General features: G+C 68.4%; 18 protein-coding genes and 1 pseudogene. 11 read left to right on the top strand and 8 right to left on the bottom strand.

Going from position 1 to position 18716, the window contains the following annotated elements:
• Positions 1-104: 104 nt before the first annotated feature.
• Both ACFYP5_RS21765 and ACFYP5_RS21760 read right to left on the bottom strand, forming a co-directional pair.
• Positions 105-668 carry a GNAT family N-acetyltransferase gene (locus ACFYP5_RS21765; RefSeq protein ID WP_389038426.1) on the bottom strand — a complete coding sequence of 188 codons (564 nt, stop codon included), beginning with the start codon at positions 666-668 and terminating at the stop codon, positions 105-107.
• Positions 669-754: 86 nt separating this feature from the next.
• Complete coding sequence (locus ACFYP5_RS21760) at positions 755-946, bottom strand: hypothetical protein (RefSeq protein ID WP_030931808.1); 192 nt, start codon at positions 944-946, stop codon at positions 755-757.
• A 170-nt stretch (positions 947-1116) separates the two neighbouring features.
• Here ACFYP5_RS21760 and ACFYP5_RS21755 point away from each other — a divergent pair, with 170 nt between their 5' ends.
• Positions 1117-2250 carry a glutathione-independent formaldehyde dehydrogenase gene (locus ACFYP5_RS21755; protein WP_389038423.1) on the top strand — a complete coding sequence of 378 codons (1134 nt, stop codon included), beginning with the start codon at positions 1117-1119 and terminating at the stop codon, positions 2248-2250.
• A 114-nt stretch (positions 2251-2364) separates the two neighbouring features.
• Here ACFYP5_RS21755 and ACFYP5_RS21750 read toward each other — a convergent pair whose 3' ends face one another.
• The 3 genes from ACFYP5_RS21750 to ACFYP5_RS21740 form a co-directional block, all read right to left on the bottom strand.
• The gene (locus ACFYP5_RS21750) at positions 2365-3150 is read right to left on the bottom strand and encodes a nuclear transport factor 2 family protein (RefSeq protein WP_389038420.1); all 786 of its coding nucleotides are present in this window, start codon (positions 3148-3150) and stop codon (positions 2365-2367) included.
• A 194-nt stretch (positions 3151-3344) separates the two neighbouring features.
• Positions 3345-4241 (bottom strand): RNA polymerase sigma-70 factor, encoded by an 897-nt coding sequence (locus ACFYP5_RS21745; protein ID WP_389038418.1) that lies wholly within the window; start codon positions 4239-4241, stop codon positions 3345-3347.
• 513 nt (positions 4242-4754) lie between these two features.
• Positions 4755-5951 (bottom strand): NAD(P)/FAD-dependent oxidoreductase, encoded by a 1197-nt coding sequence (locus tag ACFYP5_RS21740; protein WP_389038416.1) that lies wholly within the window; start codon positions 5949-5951, stop codon positions 4755-4757.
• 578 nt (positions 5952-6529) lie between these two features.
• Here ACFYP5_RS21740 and ACFYP5_RS21735 point away from each other — a divergent pair.
• From ACFYP5_RS21735 to ACFYP5_RS21720, 4 genes are all read left to right on the top strand, one after another.
• Positions 6530-6841 carry an STAS domain-containing protein gene (locus ACFYP5_RS21735; protein ID WP_389038413.1) on the top strand — a complete coding sequence of 104 codons (312 nt, stop codon included), beginning with the start codon at positions 6530-6532 and terminating at the stop codon, positions 6839-6841.
• A gap of 281 nt (positions 6842-7122) precedes the next feature.
• Positions 7123-7614 (top strand): nucleotidyltransferase domain-containing protein, encoded by a 492-nt coding sequence (locus ACFYP5_RS21730; RefSeq protein WP_389038410.1) that lies wholly within the window; start codon positions 7123-7125, stop codon positions 7612-7614.
• A 370-nt stretch (positions 7615-7984) separates the two neighbouring features.
• Positions 7985-8449, top strand: a complete 465-nt coding sequence (locus ACFYP5_RS21725; protein ID WP_389038407.1) for an SRPBCC family protein — start codon at positions 7985-7987, stop codon at positions 8447-8449.
• A gap of 482 nt (positions 8450-8931) precedes the next feature.
• Positions 8932-9630: a hypothetical protein gene (locus ACFYP5_RS21720; protein ID WP_389038405.1), complete on the top strand. Its 699-nt coding sequence runs from the start codon at positions 8932-8934 to the stop codon at positions 9628-9630.
• Positions 9631-10084: 454 nt separating this feature from the next.
• Here ACFYP5_RS21720 and ACFYP5_RS21715 read toward each other — a convergent pair whose 3' ends face one another.
• Entirely contained in the window at positions 10085-10564 is a 480-nt protein-coding gene (locus ACFYP5_RS21715) for a DUF2000 family protein (RefSeq protein WP_389038402.1), read from the bottom strand.
• A 52-nt stretch (positions 10565-10616) separates the two neighbouring features.
• On the opposite strand from ACFYP5_RS21715, the gene ACFYP5_RS21710 reads away from it, so the two are divergent.
• The 3 genes from ACFYP5_RS21710 (at position 10617) to ACFYP5_RS21700 (ending at position 14150) form a co-directional block, all read left to right on the top strand.
• The gene (locus tag ACFYP5_RS21710) at positions 10617-11417 is read left to right on the top strand and encodes an AraC family transcriptional regulator (RefSeq protein ID WP_389038680.1); all 801 of its coding nucleotides are present in this window, start codon (positions 10617-10619) and stop codon (positions 11415-11417) included.
• A 314-nt stretch (positions 11418-11731) separates the two neighbouring features.
• Positions 11732-14047 carry a SpoIIE family protein phosphatase gene (locus ACFYP5_RS21705; RefSeq protein WP_389038399.1) on the top strand — a complete coding sequence of 772 codons (2316 nt, stop codon included), beginning with the start codon at positions 11732-11734 and terminating at the stop codon, positions 14045-14047.
• A complete protein-coding gene (locus ACFYP5_RS21700; RefSeq protein WP_389038396.1) occupies positions 14028-14150 on the top strand; it encodes a hypothetical protein in 123 nt (40 codons plus the stop codon). Before ACFYP5_RS21705 ends, ACFYP5_RS21700 begins: the two co-directional genes overlap by 20 nt.
• A 140-nt stretch (positions 14151-14290) precedes the next feature.
• Here ACFYP5_RS21700 and ACFYP5_RS21695 read toward each other — a convergent pair whose 3' ends face one another.
• Positions 14291-14752 carry a MarR family winged helix-turn-helix transcriptional regulator gene (locus tag ACFYP5_RS21695; RefSeq protein ID WP_389038393.1) on the bottom strand — a complete coding sequence of 154 codons (462 nt, stop codon included), beginning with the start codon at positions 14750-14752 and terminating at the stop codon, positions 14291-14293.
• A gap of 85 nt (positions 14753-14837) precedes the next feature.
• On the opposite strand from ACFYP5_RS21695, the gene ACFYP5_RS21690 reads away from it, so the two are divergent.
• The 3 genes from ACFYP5_RS21690 (at position 14838) to ACFYP5_RS21680 (ending at position 17719) form a co-directional block, all read left to right on the top strand.
• Positions 14838-15398: an NADPH-dependent FMN reductase gene (locus ACFYP5_RS21690; protein ID WP_389038390.1), complete on the top strand. Its 561-nt coding sequence runs from the start codon at positions 14838-14840 to the stop codon at positions 15396-15398.
• Between the two features lie 263 nt (positions 15399-15661).
• Positions 15662-16849, top strand: coding sequence for a CE1758 family FMN-dependent luciferase-like monooxygenase (locus tag ACFYP5_RS21685; RefSeq protein ID WP_389038387.1), 1188 nt, complete (start codon positions 15662-15664; stop codon positions 16847-16849).
• A 153-nt stretch (positions 16850-17002) separates the two neighbouring features.
• A complete protein-coding gene (locus tag ACFYP5_RS21680) occupies positions 17003-17719 on the top strand; it encodes a CE1759 family FMN reductase (protein ID WP_389038384.1) in 717 nt (238 codons plus the stop codon).
• A gap of 253 nt (positions 17720-17972) precedes the next feature.
• Here the strand turns inward: ACFYP5_RS21680 and ACFYP5_RS21675 are convergent.
• Positions 17973-18662 (bottom strand): annotated as a pseudogene (locus ACFYP5_RS21675) (HAD family hydrolase); the annotation flags it as partial.
• Positions 18663-18716 lie beyond the last annotated feature (54 nt).

The raw sequence follows: 18716 nt of genomic DNA, 5'->3' as shown, positions 1-18716 counted from the left end.
GATTGCCTCACACGGGAGCGAGACGGAGTGGAAGTCCGGGGTCCATGTCGGCGGCAGCCGACGGGAAACACGAGGTGGCCGTTTCCCTGTCTTCGGGTGTGGTGTCACCCTTCCCGGCGGAAGTCCAGCATGTGGAAGACCTTGTCGTAGCGGCGTTCACCGACGGCGACGAAGTCGGGCAGACGGCCGTACTCGGTGAAGCCCAGCGCCCGGTAGAGGGCCAGGGCTTCGCCGTTGTCGCCACGGGCGTCCAGGGTGAGGACCTCCACACCCGCCCGCCGGGCGTCGGCGATCAAAGCAGTGGCCAGCGCCCGACCGACGCCACGACCCTGGACAGCAGCATCCACCGCGATCTTCTCCAGATCGGCGTGCGGTCGATGAGTCGGTCGCACGTAGCGCAGCCAGTACCCCAACCCGACAAGCCGACGTTCGATGTATGCGGCACGCAGGGCCCCGTCGCCGGCCTGCACGGCAGTGACGACGTGTCCGAGGAGTTCCGCCACCTCATCGCGCGAGGGGGGCGTGACCCAACCCAGCGCTGCGCCTCCACGGACCAGGTCCGCCAGGATCCGGTGGGCCGACTCCACCAACCGGGCGCCCAGTTCGGGATCGGACGTCAGCTCAGCCGCGTCGAGGATGACAGGTTCAGCAGTCCCGCTGCTGGTCATGGCCGTAATCATGAGCGGCAGTCTAAGAGCTGTCCCGTAATCCCTGGCGGGCGCACGACGACAGCCACGGCACCTCCGCGCCGGGGTCAGCGGTCGGCGATGTCCTCGCGGAGGCCGTCGGAGAACTCCCACCACGACAGCGGAAGCCAGTCGCCGTTGACGAAGGCATCCACAGTCGCGCCGCGACCGCGGACAGTCACCGTCGTTCCGGGCGGGTACGTGGTACCGGACAGGCCAGGTACTGGGACGAGCAGAGTCCCGAGCCGTTGTGCTGCCACTCCTCGCCCTCCTTTTCCGTATCTCGGTGCGACACCTGGGTGGGCATTTCTCCCGAGATTACCGGGTTGTCTGTTGGCGCAGGCCGGAGAATCATGAGAGATGGGTCACGTGGAAACGCGTGGGGCTGGGGCGGGGAGCGTGCGTGCATCGCCGAGCGGAGGTGGCAGGCGTGAAAGCCGTCGTGTACAAGGGACCGTTCACCGTGGCGGTCGAAGACGTTGAAAAGCCCAGGATTCAGCACCCGAACGATGTGATCGTACGGATCACCTCCACCGCGATCTGCGGCTCTGACCTGCACATGTACGAGGGTCGTACCGCAGCTGAGCCCGGCATCGTCTTCGGCCACGAGAACATGGGAATCATCGAGGACATCGGCCAGGGAATCACCTCGCTCAAAGAGGGCGACCGCGTGGTCATGCCCTTCAATGTCGCCTGCGGATTCTGCATCAATTGCGTGGAGGGACTCACCGGATTCTGTCAGACCGTCAATCCCGGCTTCGCGGGCGGCGCTTACGGCTATGTCGCCATGGGGCCCTGGCCGGGCGGCCAGGCCGAATACCTGCGCGTTCCCTACGCCGACTTCAACTGTCTGAAGCTGCCCCCGGGAAATGAGCTGGAGACCGACTTCATTCTGCTTGCCGACATCTTCCCCACCGGCTACCACGGCTGTGAACTCGCCGATGTCCGCCCGGGCGAAAGTGTCGCCGTGTACGGCGGCGGGCCGGTCGGGCTCATGGCCGCGTACTCGGCCCTGCTGCGCGGCGCGAAGAAGGTGTTCGTCGTGGACCGGGTTCCCGAACGGCTGGAGAAGGCCCGGGAGATAGGTGCGGTTCCGATCAACTTCGCCGAGGGCGATCCCGTGGAGCAGATCAGGGAGCAGACCGAGGGCGTCGGCACGGACAAGGGAGTGGACGCCGTCGGCTACCAGGCCACGGCTCAGGGCACGGACCGCGAGGAACCGGCGACGGTTCTGAACTCACTCGTCAGCACGGTCCGGGCCACCGGAGCGCTCGGCGTGCCCGGACTCTACGTCCCGGCCGACCCCGGAGGCCCCAACGAGCAGGCCAAGCACGGCATGCTCCTTGTCTCGATCGGCAAGCTCTTCGAGAAGGGCCTGCGGATCGGTACGGGGCAGTGCAACGTGAAGCGCTACAACCGGTACCTGCGCGACATGATCATCGAGGGCCGGGCGACGCCGAGCTTCGTCGTCTCGCATGAACTGCCTCTGGACCAGGCGTCGTCGGCGTACGACAAGTTCGACAAGCGGATCGAGGGCTACACGAAGGTCGTGCTGCACCCGTAGCGGAAGGCTCGACGGGACTCGACCTGCATCCGTTGGGCGACGGCGCCACACCTGTCGCAGTGGCCGGCGTCCGGACGGAGAGCCCGGACCCGGCGACGGTGGGGGTTCGCGTGGTCAGCTGCGGTTCCAACTGCGGAGCTTGTCGGGGTTGAGTACCAGCCACACGTCTGTGATCTTCTCGTCCTGGACGTGGAAACTGACGACACCGGACACGGTGGTGCCGTGGCGGAGGACCAGACCCGTCTTGCCGTTCACGGATTGCAAGGTGGCTCTGAGCTTGGGGTGGTGCAGCAATGCCGCCAGCATGAAGCGGGCCGTGCGGTCCGCGCCGTGGATCGGCTTCAGGGCAGCGCGCACCTTGCCGCCCCCGTCGCTGAGCGTGGTGGCGTCCGGATCGAGCAGCGAGACGAGAGCGGCGAGGTCGCCGGTATCGCAGGCGGCCCAGAAGGCCGTGACGACGCGGGTGTGCACTTCGGACGCGGTCTCCCGTCCACGTCTGCACCGCTCGCGCACGTGCCGACAGGCGCAGGACGCGAGTTTCCGGCACATCTGCGGGATGCGGCAGACGATCGCGGCGATTCCTCCGAACGACAGGGCGACCATGTCACGCAGAACGAACGCGACCCGGGCCGCAGGCGTCAGGGATTCCAGTACGACCATCGGCGCCGTGTTCCGGGACTCGTCGAACGTGATCCGGTCCGGCGCCCGCACCGGAGCCGAAACCACGGTGGTCCTCCCGTCCGGCACCTGCTCAGGCAGCCACTCACCCATGTACAGCTTCCGCCTGTGCCGGACGGAGTCGAGGATCTCGAGGCATATGTGTGCAGTGACGTGCGTCAGCCCCGCCTGTACCTCGATGACCTCAGCGACGGACAGGTCCTCTTCCTGGTTCTCATCCATGAGAAATAGTCCTTTCTGCTGGGGCGTCGGGCGACGGCCACCGGGCTCCCATCGGGTACCGGGCCCGGGCGCGGCCTCGCAGAAGCGACGGAACAGGGTGCCGCACAGCCGCTGCGTGGCCACGGTGCGCCCCGTGTCGCTTCCGCCGGACCCGCTGATCATCCGTGCCTGGTGTGAGGGGTGGGACGGAAGGCTCAGGCGGCCATGGCGGCGAGTTTCGACGGGTTCATCATCCACATCACCCGGTCGATACCGTCTTCGTTCACACTCACTGTCACAACGGCGAAGACGTTCCCGTCACGGTACAGACGCACCGCGGGCCGGCCGTTGCTCTCGACCTGGTCCACCGTCACACCGGTCCAGAAGGTGTCGGCGAACGCGTGGACGTACCTCGCCACACGGTGACGGCCCACAACGGGGAACTTCGACGCCCGAACTGCCCCTCCACCGTCGGAGTACGAGACGACGTCCTGTGCGAACAGCTCCTCCAATGCGGTCACGTTCCCTGTCTGTGCCGCCGCCACGAACGCGGTGAGGAACCGCTGGTGCTCGTCAGCCGCGACACTCGCACGTTTCTCGGCGGCCAGGTGCTTCCGCGCCCGGCTCACCAACTGGCGTACGTTCGCATTCGTCTGACCGATGATCTCCGCGATCTGTTCGTACGGGTAGTCGAACGCCTGCCGCAGCACGTATGCCGCACGCTCCGTAGGAGTGAGCTTCTCCAGCAGCATCAGCACCGCGACCTCCAGAGCCTCCCCGCGCTCGGCACCCAGCGCCGGGTCACTGCCGGTGTCGACCGGCTCCGGCAGCCACGGACCGACATAGGTCTCACGACGGACCCTCGCGGATTGCAGAACGTTGATCGCAAGCCTCGTGGTGGTCGTCGCGAGGAACGCCTGCGCGTTCTGCACCTTGGACCGGTCGTAGGTCTGCCAGCGGATCCAGACCTCCTGGAGGACGTCCTCCGCCTCGCTGACGCTGCCCAGCATTCGATAGGCGATCCCGAACATGCGACCGTGGACACCGCGGAACACCCTCTCGGCCCCCTGAAGGCTCTCGACGTCTTCCGCTGGATCGTTCTTCGACGACATGGCTCGTGACCCTTGCTACTCGACGGGATTGCGGGCGGTCGAGACCTCACGCATGAACGCCGCATGTCGTCAGGGATCGGCGGTACGGACCCCCGTTGCACCGGCCCGGGACCGGACCACACCAGGTTGACCTGCAGTCCAGGGTCGAGAGTGCAGGCCGCTCGACAACTCGCCGCTCGCACACAGGCTGTCGACCCCGGTGCCGTGATTCTCGGACCGCATCGTATCCATCCGTCTTCGGCCGCTCGCCCACCCGCGAGGACGTCGACCCTGCGTCCGGTGGAAGAGGTCTCACCTGCCGGCCGGTCGTCAGCCCCGGCCGACGCCTCGGACGCCTCGTGGCCGTGCGGCGGGAACAGCCATTCGCGGGACCGGCGCCGATTGCCCAGGCGGCCGCGAGACAGGCATCGCGCTCATCGAGCGGGAGCGATGCCTGTCCGCGATGCCGTTCGTCCGCGCAGCCGGCCGTGGTCCTGCAGGATCCGCGGGCGGGATTCACGGCCGCCCGCGCTGTCAGAGGTTGGAGAAGCGACCTGCCTGGGCGAGGATCTGCTCGGCGTCATCCACCGGAGGGTAGATCCACAGCGTATTGATGTCGCGCTTGAGGGACTTGGCGCCCTTGCCGGTCATCTGGACCGTGCGGTCCCAGCCCTGCGTGACCACGGCGCCGGCCGGTCCCAGATCCAGGCAGACGCCGTAGGGATCGGGGGTGAAGGGCAGCGGGTCCGTGCCCAGGAGGTCGGCGGCCACGTTGTGTCCGGCGAACTTCCCCATCGGCTGAGCGTGCTGGCAGCTCTGTGTCGCGTAGTGCCCTTCCTCCGCGAGGGCGGAGGCGGTGTCGCCGGCGGCGTAGACGTCAGGGACTCCCGTCACCCGCAGGTAGGCATCCACGCTCAGCCGTCCCAGACGGTCGCGTTCCCCCGGGATCTGTGCCGTCAGAGGACTGGCGACCATGCCGGCCGTCCACACGACGGTGGCCGCGGGGATCACCTCACCGTCCGAGAGGGTGACGTCCCCGGGGGTGGCCGACGCCACGGTGCGTCCCAGGCGTCGCTCGATCTTCAGTTCGTCGACCGCGCCGTCGATCTGCGGGCGGGGCCCAGGACCGAGCTCCGGTCCGAGGACGTCGGCGCGGTCGACCAGGACGACCCGCACCTCCTCGCCCGCGTCGTGCGCGTGGGCGATCGCCCGCAGCCGTTCGCCCAGGCCGGTCGCCACTTCCAGGCCGGTGAAGCCGGCGCCCACCACGACGGCCGTGTACCGGCCCGGGGACGGCGCCCGCTCCGGCAGCCGCCGCAGGTGATGGTCGAACGCGGCCGCCGTGGACAGGGTGTCGACGTCGAAGACGTTCCGCGCGCCCGGGAAGTCGGGGCGCACCAGCCGACTGCCGGCGGCCAGCACGAGCTTGTCGTACGACAGGGTCAGATCCTCGCCTGCGCGCCCGACGGCGCGCACCGTACGGGCCCCGGTGTCGATACCGGTCACCGTCGCTGTGACCCGGCGCACCCCGATGGGCCCGAGAACACGGTCAAGAGACACCCGCTTGCTCTCCGGCTCCTCTTCGTAGAGACGGGGACGCACGACCAGATCGTCACCACCACTGATCAGGGTCACCCGCACCTCCTCGCCTGCCTCACGCGTGGCCCGCACGGCTCCTGCCGCGCTCCACACGCCGGCGAATCCTCCACCGATGACAAGGACGTCCTTCATTTCTTCTCCCATGCCGTGTTGACGGTTGCGCAGCATTGACAAGACGGCGAGGCGAAGTGTGACAGCCCGGCCCTCCACTTCCCCCGCGTGACCGTGCAGCTCAGCCTGTGCGGGCCGCGTTCTGGCACGGCATGCGTGCCCCGGATGGGCACGCGGCACGGCCCGGCCCGTTCGTCGGCCGGCCTGGCCGGCCCGAACAGCAGTCATGTCACAGATTGCGAGGGGAGGCGGTCATAGCCGACGAACCCACAACTGCGATTGCAACCGGTACTCATGGCCACCACGGAACGTCGGTCCTCGATGGTTCACGTGATCGACACGGGATGGTCCGGGACGGTGCGGCACCCACGCCGTCACGCCTGGCACTGACCGGCGGGTGACGACGAGACCAGGACCCAGGACCCGCCGTATCGGCCCCGGGCCGAGGGAAGCGGACACCCGACCGCGAGCGAAAGGTGAAGTCGATGTTCTCCAACTGTCACGACCGGCCTGCGTCCCTGCCCCATCGCCATGGCTGCCCCGGAAATCGCCCGACCACAGCCTCGGGTATCAGGCCGTTCTGCATCCACGTCACGCGTATGGACGGCGCTCGCGTCGTCCTTGCCGTGACGGGCGCTGTGGACTGGGCCAATGCCGGCGCGCTGCGAGCCACCGCGCTGGACGAAATCGCAGCGGGGGCCCGGAAATTGGTACTCGACTTTTCGTTCCTGTCCTTCTGGGACTCCAGTGGCATGGGAGCTGTCGCGTCCGCATATCGCAGTGCGACCCACGTCGGCGCCTCGGTCTCCCTTGCGGGTCTCTCGCCGACGTTGGAGAAGACCTATCGACTGACCGGGATGGACTCGGTGGTCCCGCTCCACCGCGACGTCTGTACGGCACTCACCGCGTAGGACAGTTCGCGCCGCCTGTGTCGGCCCGACAGCGTCCGTTCCAGAACCAGCCCTGTGCGTCAGGGACGGATCCCACGCGTCAGGACCGGCCGGCGTCCGCGACAACACGCGCTCCGTGCGGACAGCCGGCCCGGGCCATCTCCCGGGACTGGCTCCGGCCCAGCAGAGCAGGCTCTGTCCGGGTCCGTTGGACTCCCCTGCGACAACAGAAACGGCTCGACCGAGGTGAGCAGTTGATCCGGCTCCACTCGGTCTGCGCAGCCCATAGCATGCTCGGAGTGATGGCTGCTGATGATGTGTTGTCTGTCCTTGCGCTGCTGCGACGGGCCGGGGCCGGAGTCTGGATCGGCGGAGGATGGGGCATAGATGCCCTGCTCGGCAAGCAGACTCGTGACCACCGCGACCTGGATCTCATGCACCCCGAGGACCAGGAAGACGATGTCGTGAGAGCCCTGAACGGTGTCGGCTTCGTCGAGAGCTTGAACTGGCGGCCCGTGCGGTTCGTGGTCACAGCATCGGACGGACGGGAGATCGACCTCCACCCTCTCACTTTTGCAGCGGACGGCTCTGCCGTACAGGCATCCCTCGACGCGGAGCGCCCGTTCGTCTATCCCGCGTCGTGCTTCGTGACCGGCATGATCGGTGACACCTCGGTTCCATGCCTGTCAGCCGAGCAGCAGGTCCATTTCCACCAGGGTTACGAGCCGACCGACCGTGACCGTCACGACATGGCCCTGCTCCGGCATGCCTTCGGAATCGCCACCCACTTCTGAGGTGGGCGGTATGCGGTGAACTCGCGAGCATGTCGGCAGCTGTTCGTCTCCTCCGTGCGAGCGGGCGGCGTCGTGTCCGAGGCCGTGCTCGTCGGTGACGTTCATGTCGGGACGCGGGCGTGGGTTCGTCGCGCGACGAAGCGTCCGCGAAGATCCGGCAGGACAAGCGTCGCGATCCGGATCTCTCCAGCGCGTGCTGTCGGAGAAATGCGGTGTCCGTCGCCGGACGATCCGTCAGGCGCTCCCGTCAGCGGTGCCGCCACCCCGTGAGAAGCCCCGGCCGCGGGTGACGATGCTGAATCCGGCAGGGCGCACCCCCACGCACCACTGCAGCAGGCGGCTGCCGGACCACGGTGGTTCCATGGGATCCATGAGCAGCAGGACAGTCGTCGTCGAACGCCGCATCGCCGCAGCCCAGGGGACGGTATGGGAAGCCCTCACCGATCTCAGGGGCATGGAGCAGGTGCTCAGCACCGTATCGAAGACCGAGGTTCTCACAGACGGAGCCTTTGACGTGGGCACGCGGTGGCGCGAGACGCGGCGCATGTTCGGCAAGGACGCCACCGAGGAGATGTGGGTGACCGCGAGCGAGCCGCCGAGGCGCTTCGTGGTGGAGGCCGAACCCCACGGCACCCACTACATCTCGGAGTGGGCGCTGCGGGCGGACGGCCCGGCCACGACGACGGTCCGCATGACCTTCACGGGGGTGCCGGCCGGCGGCTTCACGGGCCTGCTCGCCAAGGTCCTGAGCGGCGTGGGCGCACGGGCCGTGAGCAAGGCGATCGCGAAGGACCTCGACGACGTAGCCGCCGCGGTGGAGGGCCTCAGGAGCTGAACCTCCCGCTGCCTGAGGGACCTTGGGACCGATCACAGCAGGCGGCCGGGGAGGCCGGCGGGCGGTCCCGCGCTGGTTGCCGTGGGACCCATGTTCGAGCACCGCCAAGCCGGTGACCGACGCATCACAACTCCCGTTTGCCCCCGCTACCGGGATACCGGCGAAGTCACCTGGTGCCTTTCTCCCGAGCGGGCCCGAGGGGACCGCACGGCGCATCAACAGTGAAGGTGCCCCAGTCGGTCTCGTCGTCGCATGCCCCGCATCTGCTGGTTCCTCACCCTGAAGAGAAGGGTGAGACATCACTCGACTGGCACATGAGGGCTCTACACGTGCGTACTATCTCTAGACACTGCTGCACATTGCGGCAGTTATGTCCTGCGGGTGACCCGGTCAGCACAGCCTGGGCACCTGCCCCCACCCGCTCACGGACCGGGTTCGTGCTTTTCATCGCCGTACCCGCGAGCTGCAGAAAGGCCCATGACATGTCTGAAATTCAGGCCCACGCCACAGGACTGACGTCGCAGTACATCGCCCAGGTGACGGGCGACCTCGAGCGCAACGTCAAGGAGCAGGAGCGTATCGGTGCGGAAGTCGAGGCGCTGCAGGAGCAGTTGGGTTCCCTGCAGCACGACCACTCCGTGCTGGTGAGCATGCGGGAGGCACTCGGCGGCTCGAACGCAGTCGACGAGGCGGACACCACGGCCGCGCCGACCGTACCTCGTCAGGCGACCGCCGAACCCCGGCAGAGCAAGCCGAAGAAGGCGGCCGCCACGAGTGCAAAGACGACGGCATCCAAGAAGAACGCCGCCAAGGCACCGTCCGCGACGACCTCGTCCGCCAAGGCCACGTCGGCCAAGGCACCGTCCGCGACGACCTCGTCCGCCAAGGCCACGTCGACCAAGGCAACCAAGACGGACACCAAGCCGACCCTCGTCAACCTGATCCGCGGCCACCTGGAGCAGCAGAGCGAGCCGCGTTCCGCCACCGAGGTCTCCGCCGCGCTCACACAGGCCCACCCTGAGCGCGGCGTCAAGACCACCGTGGTGCGCACCACCCTCGAAGGGCTGGTCGCCAAGAGCCAGGCTCAGCGCACCAAGCAGGGCTCGTCCGTCTTCTACACCGCGACGGCCGCTTCTGAGACCGCTGCGACCGAGCCTCAGCAGGAGGCAGTGGCCGGCTGAGAACTCTCAGGAGCGCGCATCTCATCGCCACGAGAGGGCAGTCCGGTGGCGCTCCGGCCGGAACCTCATCATGCAGGGCCCGGTCGACGTGCGGCGGTGCGGGAGTGGGCCTCCCCACGCCGTCGCCTGCGCGCTCCGGGCCGGCACCGAGATCCGCGGATCCAACTCTCTCGACCAGGTTCCGGCTGACATGTGTCGGCTCGGCAACTGTGCCGGAGCACCACGGGTGTCACCGTCGCCGGCGGCCGGCTTGGGGCTGCCCGGCGCACGAAGCAGGACAGCTGTCATCGACGGGGCGGCCCTGTTGCGACCGCCGCCCCGTTGGCACGTTCGTTGTCACCCTCCACGGTCACCAGCAGACCTCTCGGGCGTCCGGTCCTCATGGGGGTCGCTCACTTCGGAAGGTACTTGACCGCCCGAGTACCGATGACCGGGATCCGGGATCCGATGTCGCTCAGGGGTGCATGCGCGCGCCCTTGAGGACCTTGTCCACCGCGTTGCGCGGCCCGTGCACAGCCATACCCACCAGATCGAGCTGGTCCCTTCCCACGGCCCGTACAGCCGCCCGGTTGTCCCGGTCGTTGCCCGTGCCGAACAGATCCGAGGTGAACACGGCCCTCGGCAGCGAGCGCGACAGCGCACGGCCGTGCGCAGCTGTCAGCATCTCCTTCGTCCCCTCGAAGACCAGCACGGGCTGGCGGAACATCGGCAGGTACGCAGTGCCGTCGGCGTCCGCGTACGGCTCGCCGATCACCTCGGGTGACACCGTGCCGAGCCCGCTGACCAGGAAGGCGGTCACATTCAGCCGCTGCCAGGACTCAAGATCCTCCCGCAGCAGGACAGCGATCTTGGTGTCGAACCGTGCAGGCACGTTCTCATTCCCTGCGCCGGTCTCGATCCCGTTTCCGGCGTCGGTCTCATCGTCATTTCTCATGCTTCGAGACTCCAGGGTCCGCACCTTCTGCGTCTTGTACGTTCTTTGCGTGATGCCTCAGCAGGAGATCTCCGCTTGGCGCCCCCCGGTCGCGGGCGTCGTGGAGGTTTTCCACGCTCACTTCACCGAGCACGCGTACCCCATGCACGTCCACGACGCCTGGACGTTGCTGATCGTCGACCACGGCGCGGTCCGTTACGACCTGGAACGCTACGAGCGCGGGACCCCGAGCGACACCGTGAGTCTGCTGCCGCCGCAGATTCCGCACAACGGCTCACCGGCCACCCCTCAAGGATTTCGCAAGCGCGTGCTCTACCTCGACACGACGCAGCTCGACGAGAGCTTCATCGGGCCGGCGGTGGACGGACCGGACCTCACCGATCCCGTGCTGCGCAGACGCGTGGCACAGCTGCACACAACACTCGCGCACCGGGGGGACGAGTTCGAGGCGGAGAGCCGTCTGGCCTTCATCGGCGAGCGACTGCGCGAGCATCTGCGCCCCAGGCTGGTCCTCGGTGGCGCGGCACCCGGCCGCAACATCGCCCGGAGTCTGCGTGACCTTCTCGACGAGCGCCTGCTCGAAGGCATCGCCCTGGAAGAAGCCGCGCGCCTGGTACACGCCCACCCCACACATCTGGTGCGAGCCTTCAGCGGCGCCTTCGGCATCGCCCCGCATCAGTACGTGATGTCCCGTCGCGTCGACCTGGCCCGCCGTCTGCTGCTCGACGGCCAGCCGGCGGGCGAGGTGGCGACTGCCGTCGGCTTCTACGACCAGTCCCACCTCACCCGGCACTTCAAGCGAGTTGTAGGCGTCACCCCGGGCCGGTACGCCGGAACCGGGACCGTCCGCTGACGTTGGGCCGCGCGCACGTGCCGCCGCACGTGCGACCCGGCGGGAAGCACACTGACGGCCTGAGGCCCTGCGGCTCCCGCGCTGGACTCCGGTCCGAGGACCCGCGAGCGCAGCGCGGCCTCCCCCCCGACCACCCGTGATCGGTGGGTTCGTGTCGACGCACCCGGCCCTGATCCACCACCTGAACCATCTCTGAGGACGGGCCCCGGGCAGCCCTGCCGGGAAGGGGGGCTGAGCCAATCGGTGTAGCTGCCGGGCGAGCGGGCCTGTCGTCGGCACGGGGTGGGCAGGGATGGCGCCGGAGGTGTTTTCGATTGCCCAGCGGCGACGTGCTCGTACTCATCGATGACAGTGGCCGGGTGGTCGAGTGGGGGCGCCCGGCTGAGGAGCTGTTCGGGTGGTCCGCCGAGGAGGCCGTCGGCCGGTCCGTGACCACGCTCATGGGTGAGGCCGCCGCTGACGGCGAACGGCAGCGGCAAAGGTTCTCGGAGACGGCTTCGGTGCTGGTCAAGCCGGTGCTTCGAGGTACCTCCGTGATGTGGCAGGTGCTCTCGGCCCGGAACACGGTGTCAGGGCGGGATATGGCGATCTTGAAGACCATGTTCGCCCATTCCCCGGTCGTACTGCATGTCCTCGACACTCAGCTGCGCGTGGTCCGCATGAGTACCGCCGCCGACGCGCTGAGCGACAGTCCGGTGCTGGGCAAGCATTTCACCGAGGCGTGTGAACTCGAAGATCCGGAGGAAGAAGCCGCCGTGGCGCAAAGGGTCCTGGAGAACGGAGTACCGGTGGTGAACCGGCTCGTCCGGCGCGTCAAGGCACCGGGCCGACCCACGTGCCGTATCCACTCCTTCTCCTGTTTCCGCCTGGAGGACTCCCACGACCGTGTGCTCGGACTGGTGACATCCGCGGTCGACGTCACCGAGCGGGAGAACGCGCAGAACCGCCTGGCGCTCCTGGACACGGTCCGCACACGGGTGGGGCACCGGCTGAACGTGGGCATCGTCTGCCAGGAGCTGGTGCAGGCGGTGGTGCCCGCCTTCGCCGGCATCGCCGACGTCGAAATGATCGAAGACGTCATCCGCGGAAACGAGCCCCCGCCGGTGCCCGTCCGCCGGGACGTTCCACTGCGCCGAATGGCCTTCCAAGGCCGAATCTCAGGTCATCCGGCCGAAGTCGTGGGCCCCCTGCCGGCCGGCACCCCCTTCTCGGACGTCCTGTCCGACCTTCGGCCGCGCCTCGTGTCGATCGAGGAGGACAGCTCGTGGCTTGCGGCCGACCCGGCCCGGGCCGAAGTCATCAGGCGATCCGGTTCGCACTCCCTGATCGTGGCTCCGCTGGCGTTGCGCGGCCATGCTCTCGGCGTGGCCAGCTTCTACCGCCACGAGCAACAAGACCCTTTTCAGGAGGAGGACGTAGCGGTGGCGTCCGCAGTATGTGCCCACGCTGCGCTCTGCATCGAGAACGCCCGTCAGTTCATGCGCGAGTGGATCATCGCGCAAACCGTGCAGCGCAGGCTGCTCCCCCAACCACCGGCCACATGTGCCGCAGTGGAGCTCTCCCCACTCCACCTTCCCGCTGCGGAGGGCGGCGGTGCGTGGTTCGACGCGATCGCGCTGCCCGGTGCCCGGACCGCGCTGGTCGTCGGCGACGTGGCAGGGCAAGGCATCACCGCAGCCATCACGATGGGACTCCTGCGGACGGCCGTCCACACACTCGCCGTCCTGGACCTGCAGCCCGACGAGCTGCTGGCCCGCCTCAGCGACACCGCGGGCCGCCTGGCCGCCTCGTACGCCGAACTGCCCATGGATCCCCTGGACCGTCAGCCGCTCACTGCCGGCTGCGTCATCGCGATCTACGACCCGGTCGAACTCACCTGCACCATCGCCCGCGCCGGCCTCCCGGAGCCGGTCGCGGTCCTTCCCGACGGCACCTCGGCCGGCCTGTCCGTCCCTCCAGGTCCTCCACTCGCCGGAACAGGCAACGCCCCATTCCCCGCGACCACCGTCAGCCTGGGCGAAGGAAGCACTCTGGCGATGGCCACGGCCGCGCTCGCGGACGAGGTCCTGGCGCCGTCCGGGCCACTGCGCCCGCTCCTGGACGGCGCCGGCACAAAGCCCCTGCCGGACCTGTGCGACGACATCGCGCGCGCCCTCCCCGACCGCAACCGGACCGGCGAGACACTGATGCTGCTCGCCCGCACGAAGGCGCTGCCCCACGATCGGGTGCTGACCCTCTCGCTGCCTGCGGGCCCCGAGGCCGCACCGGTCGCCCGCGCAGCGGCCCGCCGCCAACTGGCGGCCTGGGGGGTGGGCGAGGAGACGGCGTTCACCACCGAGCTCATCGTCAGCGAGCTCGTCGGCAACGCGGTCCGCTACGGCGCTCCGCCGCTGCAACTACGCCTGATCTTCGATCGGATGCTGACCAGTGAGGTCAGCGACACCGCGACCAGCGCCCCGCAGGTGAAGCATGCGCGCACCATCGACGAGACAGGCCGGGGGCTGTTCATCATCGCAAGCCTCGCGGACCAGTGGGGCACCCGCTACCAGGCGCAGGGAAAGACCGTCTGGGCAGAGCAGGCGACAGGGGTGTCGACGGAGCGCGGAAGCGATGCCGGGCGTCCTGTCTGAGGGCATCGCGGCCGTGCTGGAGGAGCCGTCCGGCGGCGTGGAGCACCTCGATACCGTGGCCGCCGGTTCCGTACAGGCGGTCACCGTTGCCGCAGCTCACTGATGCGCTCGCGGTCCTGGAGCCGCCGGCTTCCACCCGGATGCCGGGGCCGTCACGGCCAGGGCCGGGCCTGCCGTGCACGGGCCGCCTTCCCCGCGGCGCCCCGTTGATCGCCACTTCGACGGGCCGGGGTGTTCACAGGGTCAGGGCGCGGTCGCCACGCGTCGGAGTGCGGCGGCGAGTGCGGCGAGGTCGTGGCCGGCAAGGTTGTCGAGGACGTGCCGTCGGATGCTGGCCAGGTGGGACGGCCAGGCTTCCCGCAGACGGGCGAGGCCGTCGTCGGTGAGGACGGCGTTCCATCCACGTAGGTCTTCCTGGCACTTGGCCCGGTGGATGAGTCCCTGCTTCTCGAGGCGGTTGACGACGCGGGTCATTCCGCTGAGGGACAGGTTGCAGGCAGCGGCGAGCTCGCTCATCCGCATCCGGCGGTGAGGAGCCTCGGACAGGAACATGAGGGGGGTGTACTCGGACAGGGGAAGCCCTCCGTCACGGACCATGTCCGCGTCCACCAGTCGTGGCAGCGCCGTCATGACATTCGCCAGGGCGCGCACGAGCTTCTCCTCGGTCTGGTCCAGGGGGCGCAGGGGCTGTTCGTCGTGGGGCATGCCTCACATCCTATCTCCTTGACAAGGCAAGCACTCGGCCATTTACTTGACTCGGCAAGTACATATCCAAGCAAAGGAACAAAAGATGACAAGGATTGGCATCATCCTCGGCAGTACGCGCCCCGGACGTAATGGCGAAGCCGTCGCCCACTGGGTGCACGGGCTGGCCACGGCCCGCACCGACGCGGAGTACGAACTCGTCGACCTGATGGACTACAAGCTGCCGCTGCTGGATGAGGTCTACCCGCCTGCGATGGGTCAGTACAGCCAGCCGCACACGCAGGAGTGGGCCGCGAAGATCGCCTCTTTCGACGGCTTCGTCATCGTGACCCCCGAGTACAACCATTCGGTGCCCGGCGCCCTGAAGAACGCCATCGACTTCCTGGCCGCCGAGTGGGCCAACAAGTCCGTCGGCTTCGTCAGCTACGGCTCCACCGGCGGCACCCGCGCCGTGGAGCACCTGCGCCTGATCGCCGGTGAGCTGCAGATGGCGGACGTCCGCTCCCAGGTGGCGCTCTCCCTGTTCACCGATTTCGAGAACTTCAGCGTCTTCAAGCCCGCCGACATCCACCGCGAGGCTCTCACCACCACCCTCGACCAGGTCGTCGCCTGGAGCAATGCCCTGGCTCCGCTGCGCGTCGGCTGACCCGAGGTATCACGCGGCGTCGCCGGCATGCTCCGCACCGGCGTCCCCGACGCCGGTGCGGAGCACAGGGCCCGCGCCGCCCTTTCGACCGCTATCGGAAATGACAAACCCGTCGGTGCCAGGGCTCCCGATCACGCTCGGACCGGACACATCCGGTGACGTGGCCCTCGACGCCCTGGGCCGGCCACAGTCGTGCGCCGACACCGTCCGGCCGGTGGCGGAGGGGCGTCCTCGCGCAGGTACAACACAGAAGGACGGACAGAATGCAGTTCGGAATCTTCACGGTCGGCGACATCGCACCCGACCCGCTCACCGGCTACACCCAGAGCGAGGCGGAACGCATCAACAACGTGGTGCGAGTGGCGCAGCGGGCCGACGAGGTCGGCTTGGACGTGTTCGCACTCGGCGAGCACCACAATCCTCCCTTCATCCCGTCCTCTCCCACCACCCTGCTGGCACACATCGCGGCGCTGACCGAGCACATCATCCTCAGCACCTCGGTCACGCTCATGACCACGAATGACCCGGTGAAGATCGCCGAGGACTACGCCATGCTCCAGCACGTGGCGAAGGGACGGCTCGATCTCATGGTCGGGCGTGGCAACACGGTGCCGGTCTATCCGTGGTTCGGAAAGGACATCCGGAAAGGTGTGGCTCTCGCTCTGGAGAACTACAACCTGTTGCACCGGCTCTGGCGGGAGGATGTCGTGGACTGGGAGGGCACCTTCCGCACCCCGTTGCAGGGCTTCACCTCGACCCCGCGGCCCCTGGACGATGTACCGCCCTTCGTCTGGCACGGCTCGATCCGCACGCCCGAGATCGCCGAGCAGGCCGCTTACTACGGCAACGGGTACTTCGCCAATCACATCCTGGCGCCGAACATGCACTTCAAGCCGCTCGTGGACTTCTACCGCGCACGTTTCGAACACTACGGGCACGGCACGAAGGAACAGGCAATTGTCGGTCTGGGCGGGCAGGCGTTCATCGCCCGACGCTCCCAGGACGCCGTGAACACCTTCCGCCCGTACTTCGAGGAGTACCCGGTTTTCCGGGGGAGCTCACTCGATGACTACATGGCCCGCACACCCCTGAGCGTCGGCAGTCCGCAGGAGGTCATCGACAAGACCCTCACCTTCCAGGAGGGTTTCGGCGACTACCAGCGCCAGCTCTTCGCGCTCGACGGCATGGGCCTGCCCGTCGAGATGGCGCTCGAGCAGGTCGAGCTGCTCGGTACCGAGGTCGTCCCGGTGCTCCGCAAGGAGATGGCCGGCAGGCGCGCCCCTGGAGTGCCCGACGCCCCCGTCCACGGCGCCCGGGTCACGGAGAAGTACGGCGATGCCGAGCCACGGCAGCCGCGCCCGAACCCGAACCGCGGAGACAACCTCTCCGGCGCGTCCCCGTACCAGGACAGCGACCCGGCCGTCGAGGCACACTTCCCGTCGGCCGTGTGACCAGGGCACGCAGCATGTCCACTCGCGATCGAGGCGTGGGAGGCCCTCATGCCCGGCGCGAGGTGCTCCACGACGTCGGCCGCGCGCGCTTCGAGGCCGACAAGTACGAGGCGGCGACGTCCACCGCGCCGAAGGAAGAGGAAAGGACCCCCCATGAGCCTCAACACCTCCCACCCGCACGATCCCGCCGAACGGGACGATCCATTGCGCCTCGTCGTCGTCAGCGCTGGTGTGAGCGAACCCTCGTCCACCCGCCTTCTCGCCGATCGCACCGCGCAAAAAGTTCTCGACCTGCTCCTCGAATCCGACAGGTCCGCGACCGTCGGTGTCATCGAGCTCGGACCGCTCGCGGTCGACATCGCCCGGGCGATCGTCTCCGGATTCCCCGGTGAGCGCCTCAAAGGCGTGTTCGAACGCCTTGCCGCTGCCGACGCCGTCATCGTCAGCACGCCCGTGTACAAGGCAGGCATCAGTGGACTGTTGAAGTCTTTCGCCGACATCCTCGACAACGACCTGCTCATCGCCAAACCGGTCATCCTCGCCGCCACCGCGGGCACCTCCCGGCACGCCATGGTTGTCGACGAGCAACTCCGGCCCCTGTTCGCCTTCCTGCGCGCTCTCCCCGTGCCCACCTCCCTCTTCGCCGCCCCTGAGGACTGGGGCCAGGCCGCGCTCGGCGACCGGATCCAGCGCGCCGCCACCGAACTGGTACTGCTGCTGCGCAGCGGCGTCGGCCGGTCGATCGCCGACAGCGCCTGGACCGGATACCGACATCGATTCGGCGGCGACGCCACCCGCGCCGAACACACCGCCGACGACGTCGACTTCACCACCGACCTCATGCGACTCGCCGCCGGCGGAACAGCGTGAGAGCGCGAATGCCTGCCGGTGGAGGCGCCGAGCGGGAACACGCTGCGGTCCGTTGGAAGAGGGCGAGGAGCACCCCGGTGATGAGCACTGGTGACGGCCATCGCGTCAACTACGCACACGGACAAGGGGAGGCGTCGCCTTCCGGGCCGCTCACCGTGCCCCACCGCGCCCAGCCTCAACGGGCCGGGAAGGAGCGCCTTCCCTGAGCAGGCGTCGGCTCGGTGAGCGCAGGCGGCCCCGGCACTCCGGCGCGCACCAGTCCACTCAGCAGCCCCAAGGACGCCTCCTCCAGGCTCCCGAGAACCGTGCGCCGGTCCCTCGGTTCGATGGGTGCGACGGACGGGACCGCGAGGACGTGGCAGCCTGCCGCCTCCGCCGAGGCGACGCCCGTAGGAGTGTCTTCCACGGCCACGCAGGCGCCCGGTGACACACCCAGGGCTTGGCAGGCGGCGAGGTACGGGTCGGGGTCGGGTTTCGTGCGGAGCGTGTCGTCGGCGGTGACCGTGGTGGTGAACCGGCCCGCGCCCAGAGCCTCCAGGGCCTTTACGACGGTATCGGCGACATGCCGCGGCGAGGCCGTGACCAGGGCGGTGGGAACGCCCTCGCTGCGCAGCGCCACAAGCAGCTCGACTGCGCCCGGGCGCGGCACGACGTCGGCACGCACCCGGGCCGCGAATTCCCTGTGGAGCTCTGCGGCAACCGCGTCGACCGGCGCGCCGGCGGCCCGGCCCAGTGCCTTCGCCGTGTGCTCGACGGGGCGGCCCAGCACATCGGGCTGGTCGGCCTCCGTGAGTGCGTACCCCAACCCGGCGGCCACCTCGTCGACGGCCCCCCACCACAGCTGCTCGGTGTCCACGAGGGTGCCGTCCATGTCGAACAGCACGGCTTCCAGCAGCGACGGCTGGACGGGCGTGCGGGGGTGCTTCACAAAGGTCTCTTTCAGCGGGTTGACGTGGGACGGGTGCTGACGTGCTGCAGGCCAGTACGCATGCAGACG

Source organism: Streptomyces sp. NPDC005262, from assembly GCF_042872425.1.
Taxonomy (GTDB): Bacteria; Actinomycetota; Actinomycetes; order Streptomycetales; family Streptomycetaceae; genus Streptomyces.
The sequence above is the reverse complement of the archived record's forward strand: the minus strand, read 5'-3'. Positions and strand labels throughout refer to the sequence as shown.

Bases quoted from the DNA above. Each gene is read 5' to 3' on its own strand.
- ACFYP5_RS21765 (WP_389038426.1), bottom strand. From the start codon at position 668: ATGACCAGCAGCGGGACTGCTGAACCTGTCATCCTCGACGCGGCTGAG.
- ACFYP5_RS21750 (WP_389038420.1), bottom strand. From the start codon at position 3,150: ATGGATGAGAACCAGGAAGAGGACCTGTCCGTCGCTGAGGTCATCGAG.
- ACFYP5_RS21745 (WP_389038418.1), bottom strand. From the start codon at position 4,241: ATGTCGTCGAAGAACGATCCAGCGGAAGACGTCGAGAGCCTTCAGGGG.
- ACFYP5_RS21740 (WP_389038416.1), bottom strand. From the start codon at position 5,951: ATGAAGGACGTCCTTGTCATCGGTGGAGGATTCGCCGGCGTGTGGAGC.
- ACFYP5_RS21735 (WP_389038413.1), top strand. From the start codon at position 6,530: ATGGACGGCGCTCGCGTCGTCCTTGCCGTGACGGGCGCTGTGGACTGG.
- ACFYP5_RS21730 (WP_389038410.1), top strand. From the start codon at position 7,123: ATGGCTGCTGATGATGTGTTGTCTGTCCTTGCGCTGCTGCGACGGGCC.
- ACFYP5_RS21725 (WP_389038407.1), top strand. From the start codon at position 7,985: ATGAGCAGCAGGACAGTCGTCGTCGAACGCCGCATCGCCGCAGCCCAG.
- ACFYP5_RS21720 (WP_389038405.1), top strand. From the start codon at position 8,932: ATGTCTGAAATTCAGGCCCACGCCACAGGACTGACGTCGCAGTACATC.
- ACFYP5_RS21715 (WP_389038402.1), bottom strand. From the start codon at position 10,564: ATGAGAAATGACGATGAGACCGACGCCGGAAACGGGATCGAGACCGGC.
- ACFYP5_RS21710 (WP_389038680.1), top strand. From the start codon at position 10,617: ATGCCTCAGCAGGAGATCTCCGCTTGGCGCCCCCCGGTCGCGGGCGTC.
- ACFYP5_RS21700 (WP_389038396.1), top strand. From the start codon at position 14,028: ATGCCGGGCGTCCTGTCTGAGGGCATCGCGGCCGTGCTGGAGGAGCCG.
- ACFYP5_RS21695 (WP_389038393.1), bottom strand. From the start codon at position 14,752: ATGCCCCACGACGAACAGCCCCTGCGCCCCCTGGACCAGACCGAGGAG.
- ACFYP5_RS21690 (WP_389038390.1), top strand. From the start codon at position 14,838: ATGACAAGGATTGGCATCATCCTCGGCAGTACGCGCCCCGGACGTAAT.
- ACFYP5_RS21685 (WP_389038387.1), top strand. From the start codon at position 15,662: ATGCAGTTCGGAATCTTCACGGTCGGCGACATCGCACCCGACCCGCTC.
- ACFYP5_RS21680 (WP_389038384.1), top strand. From the start codon at position 17,003: ATGAGCCTCAACACCTCCCACCCGCACGATCCCGCCGAACGGGACGAT.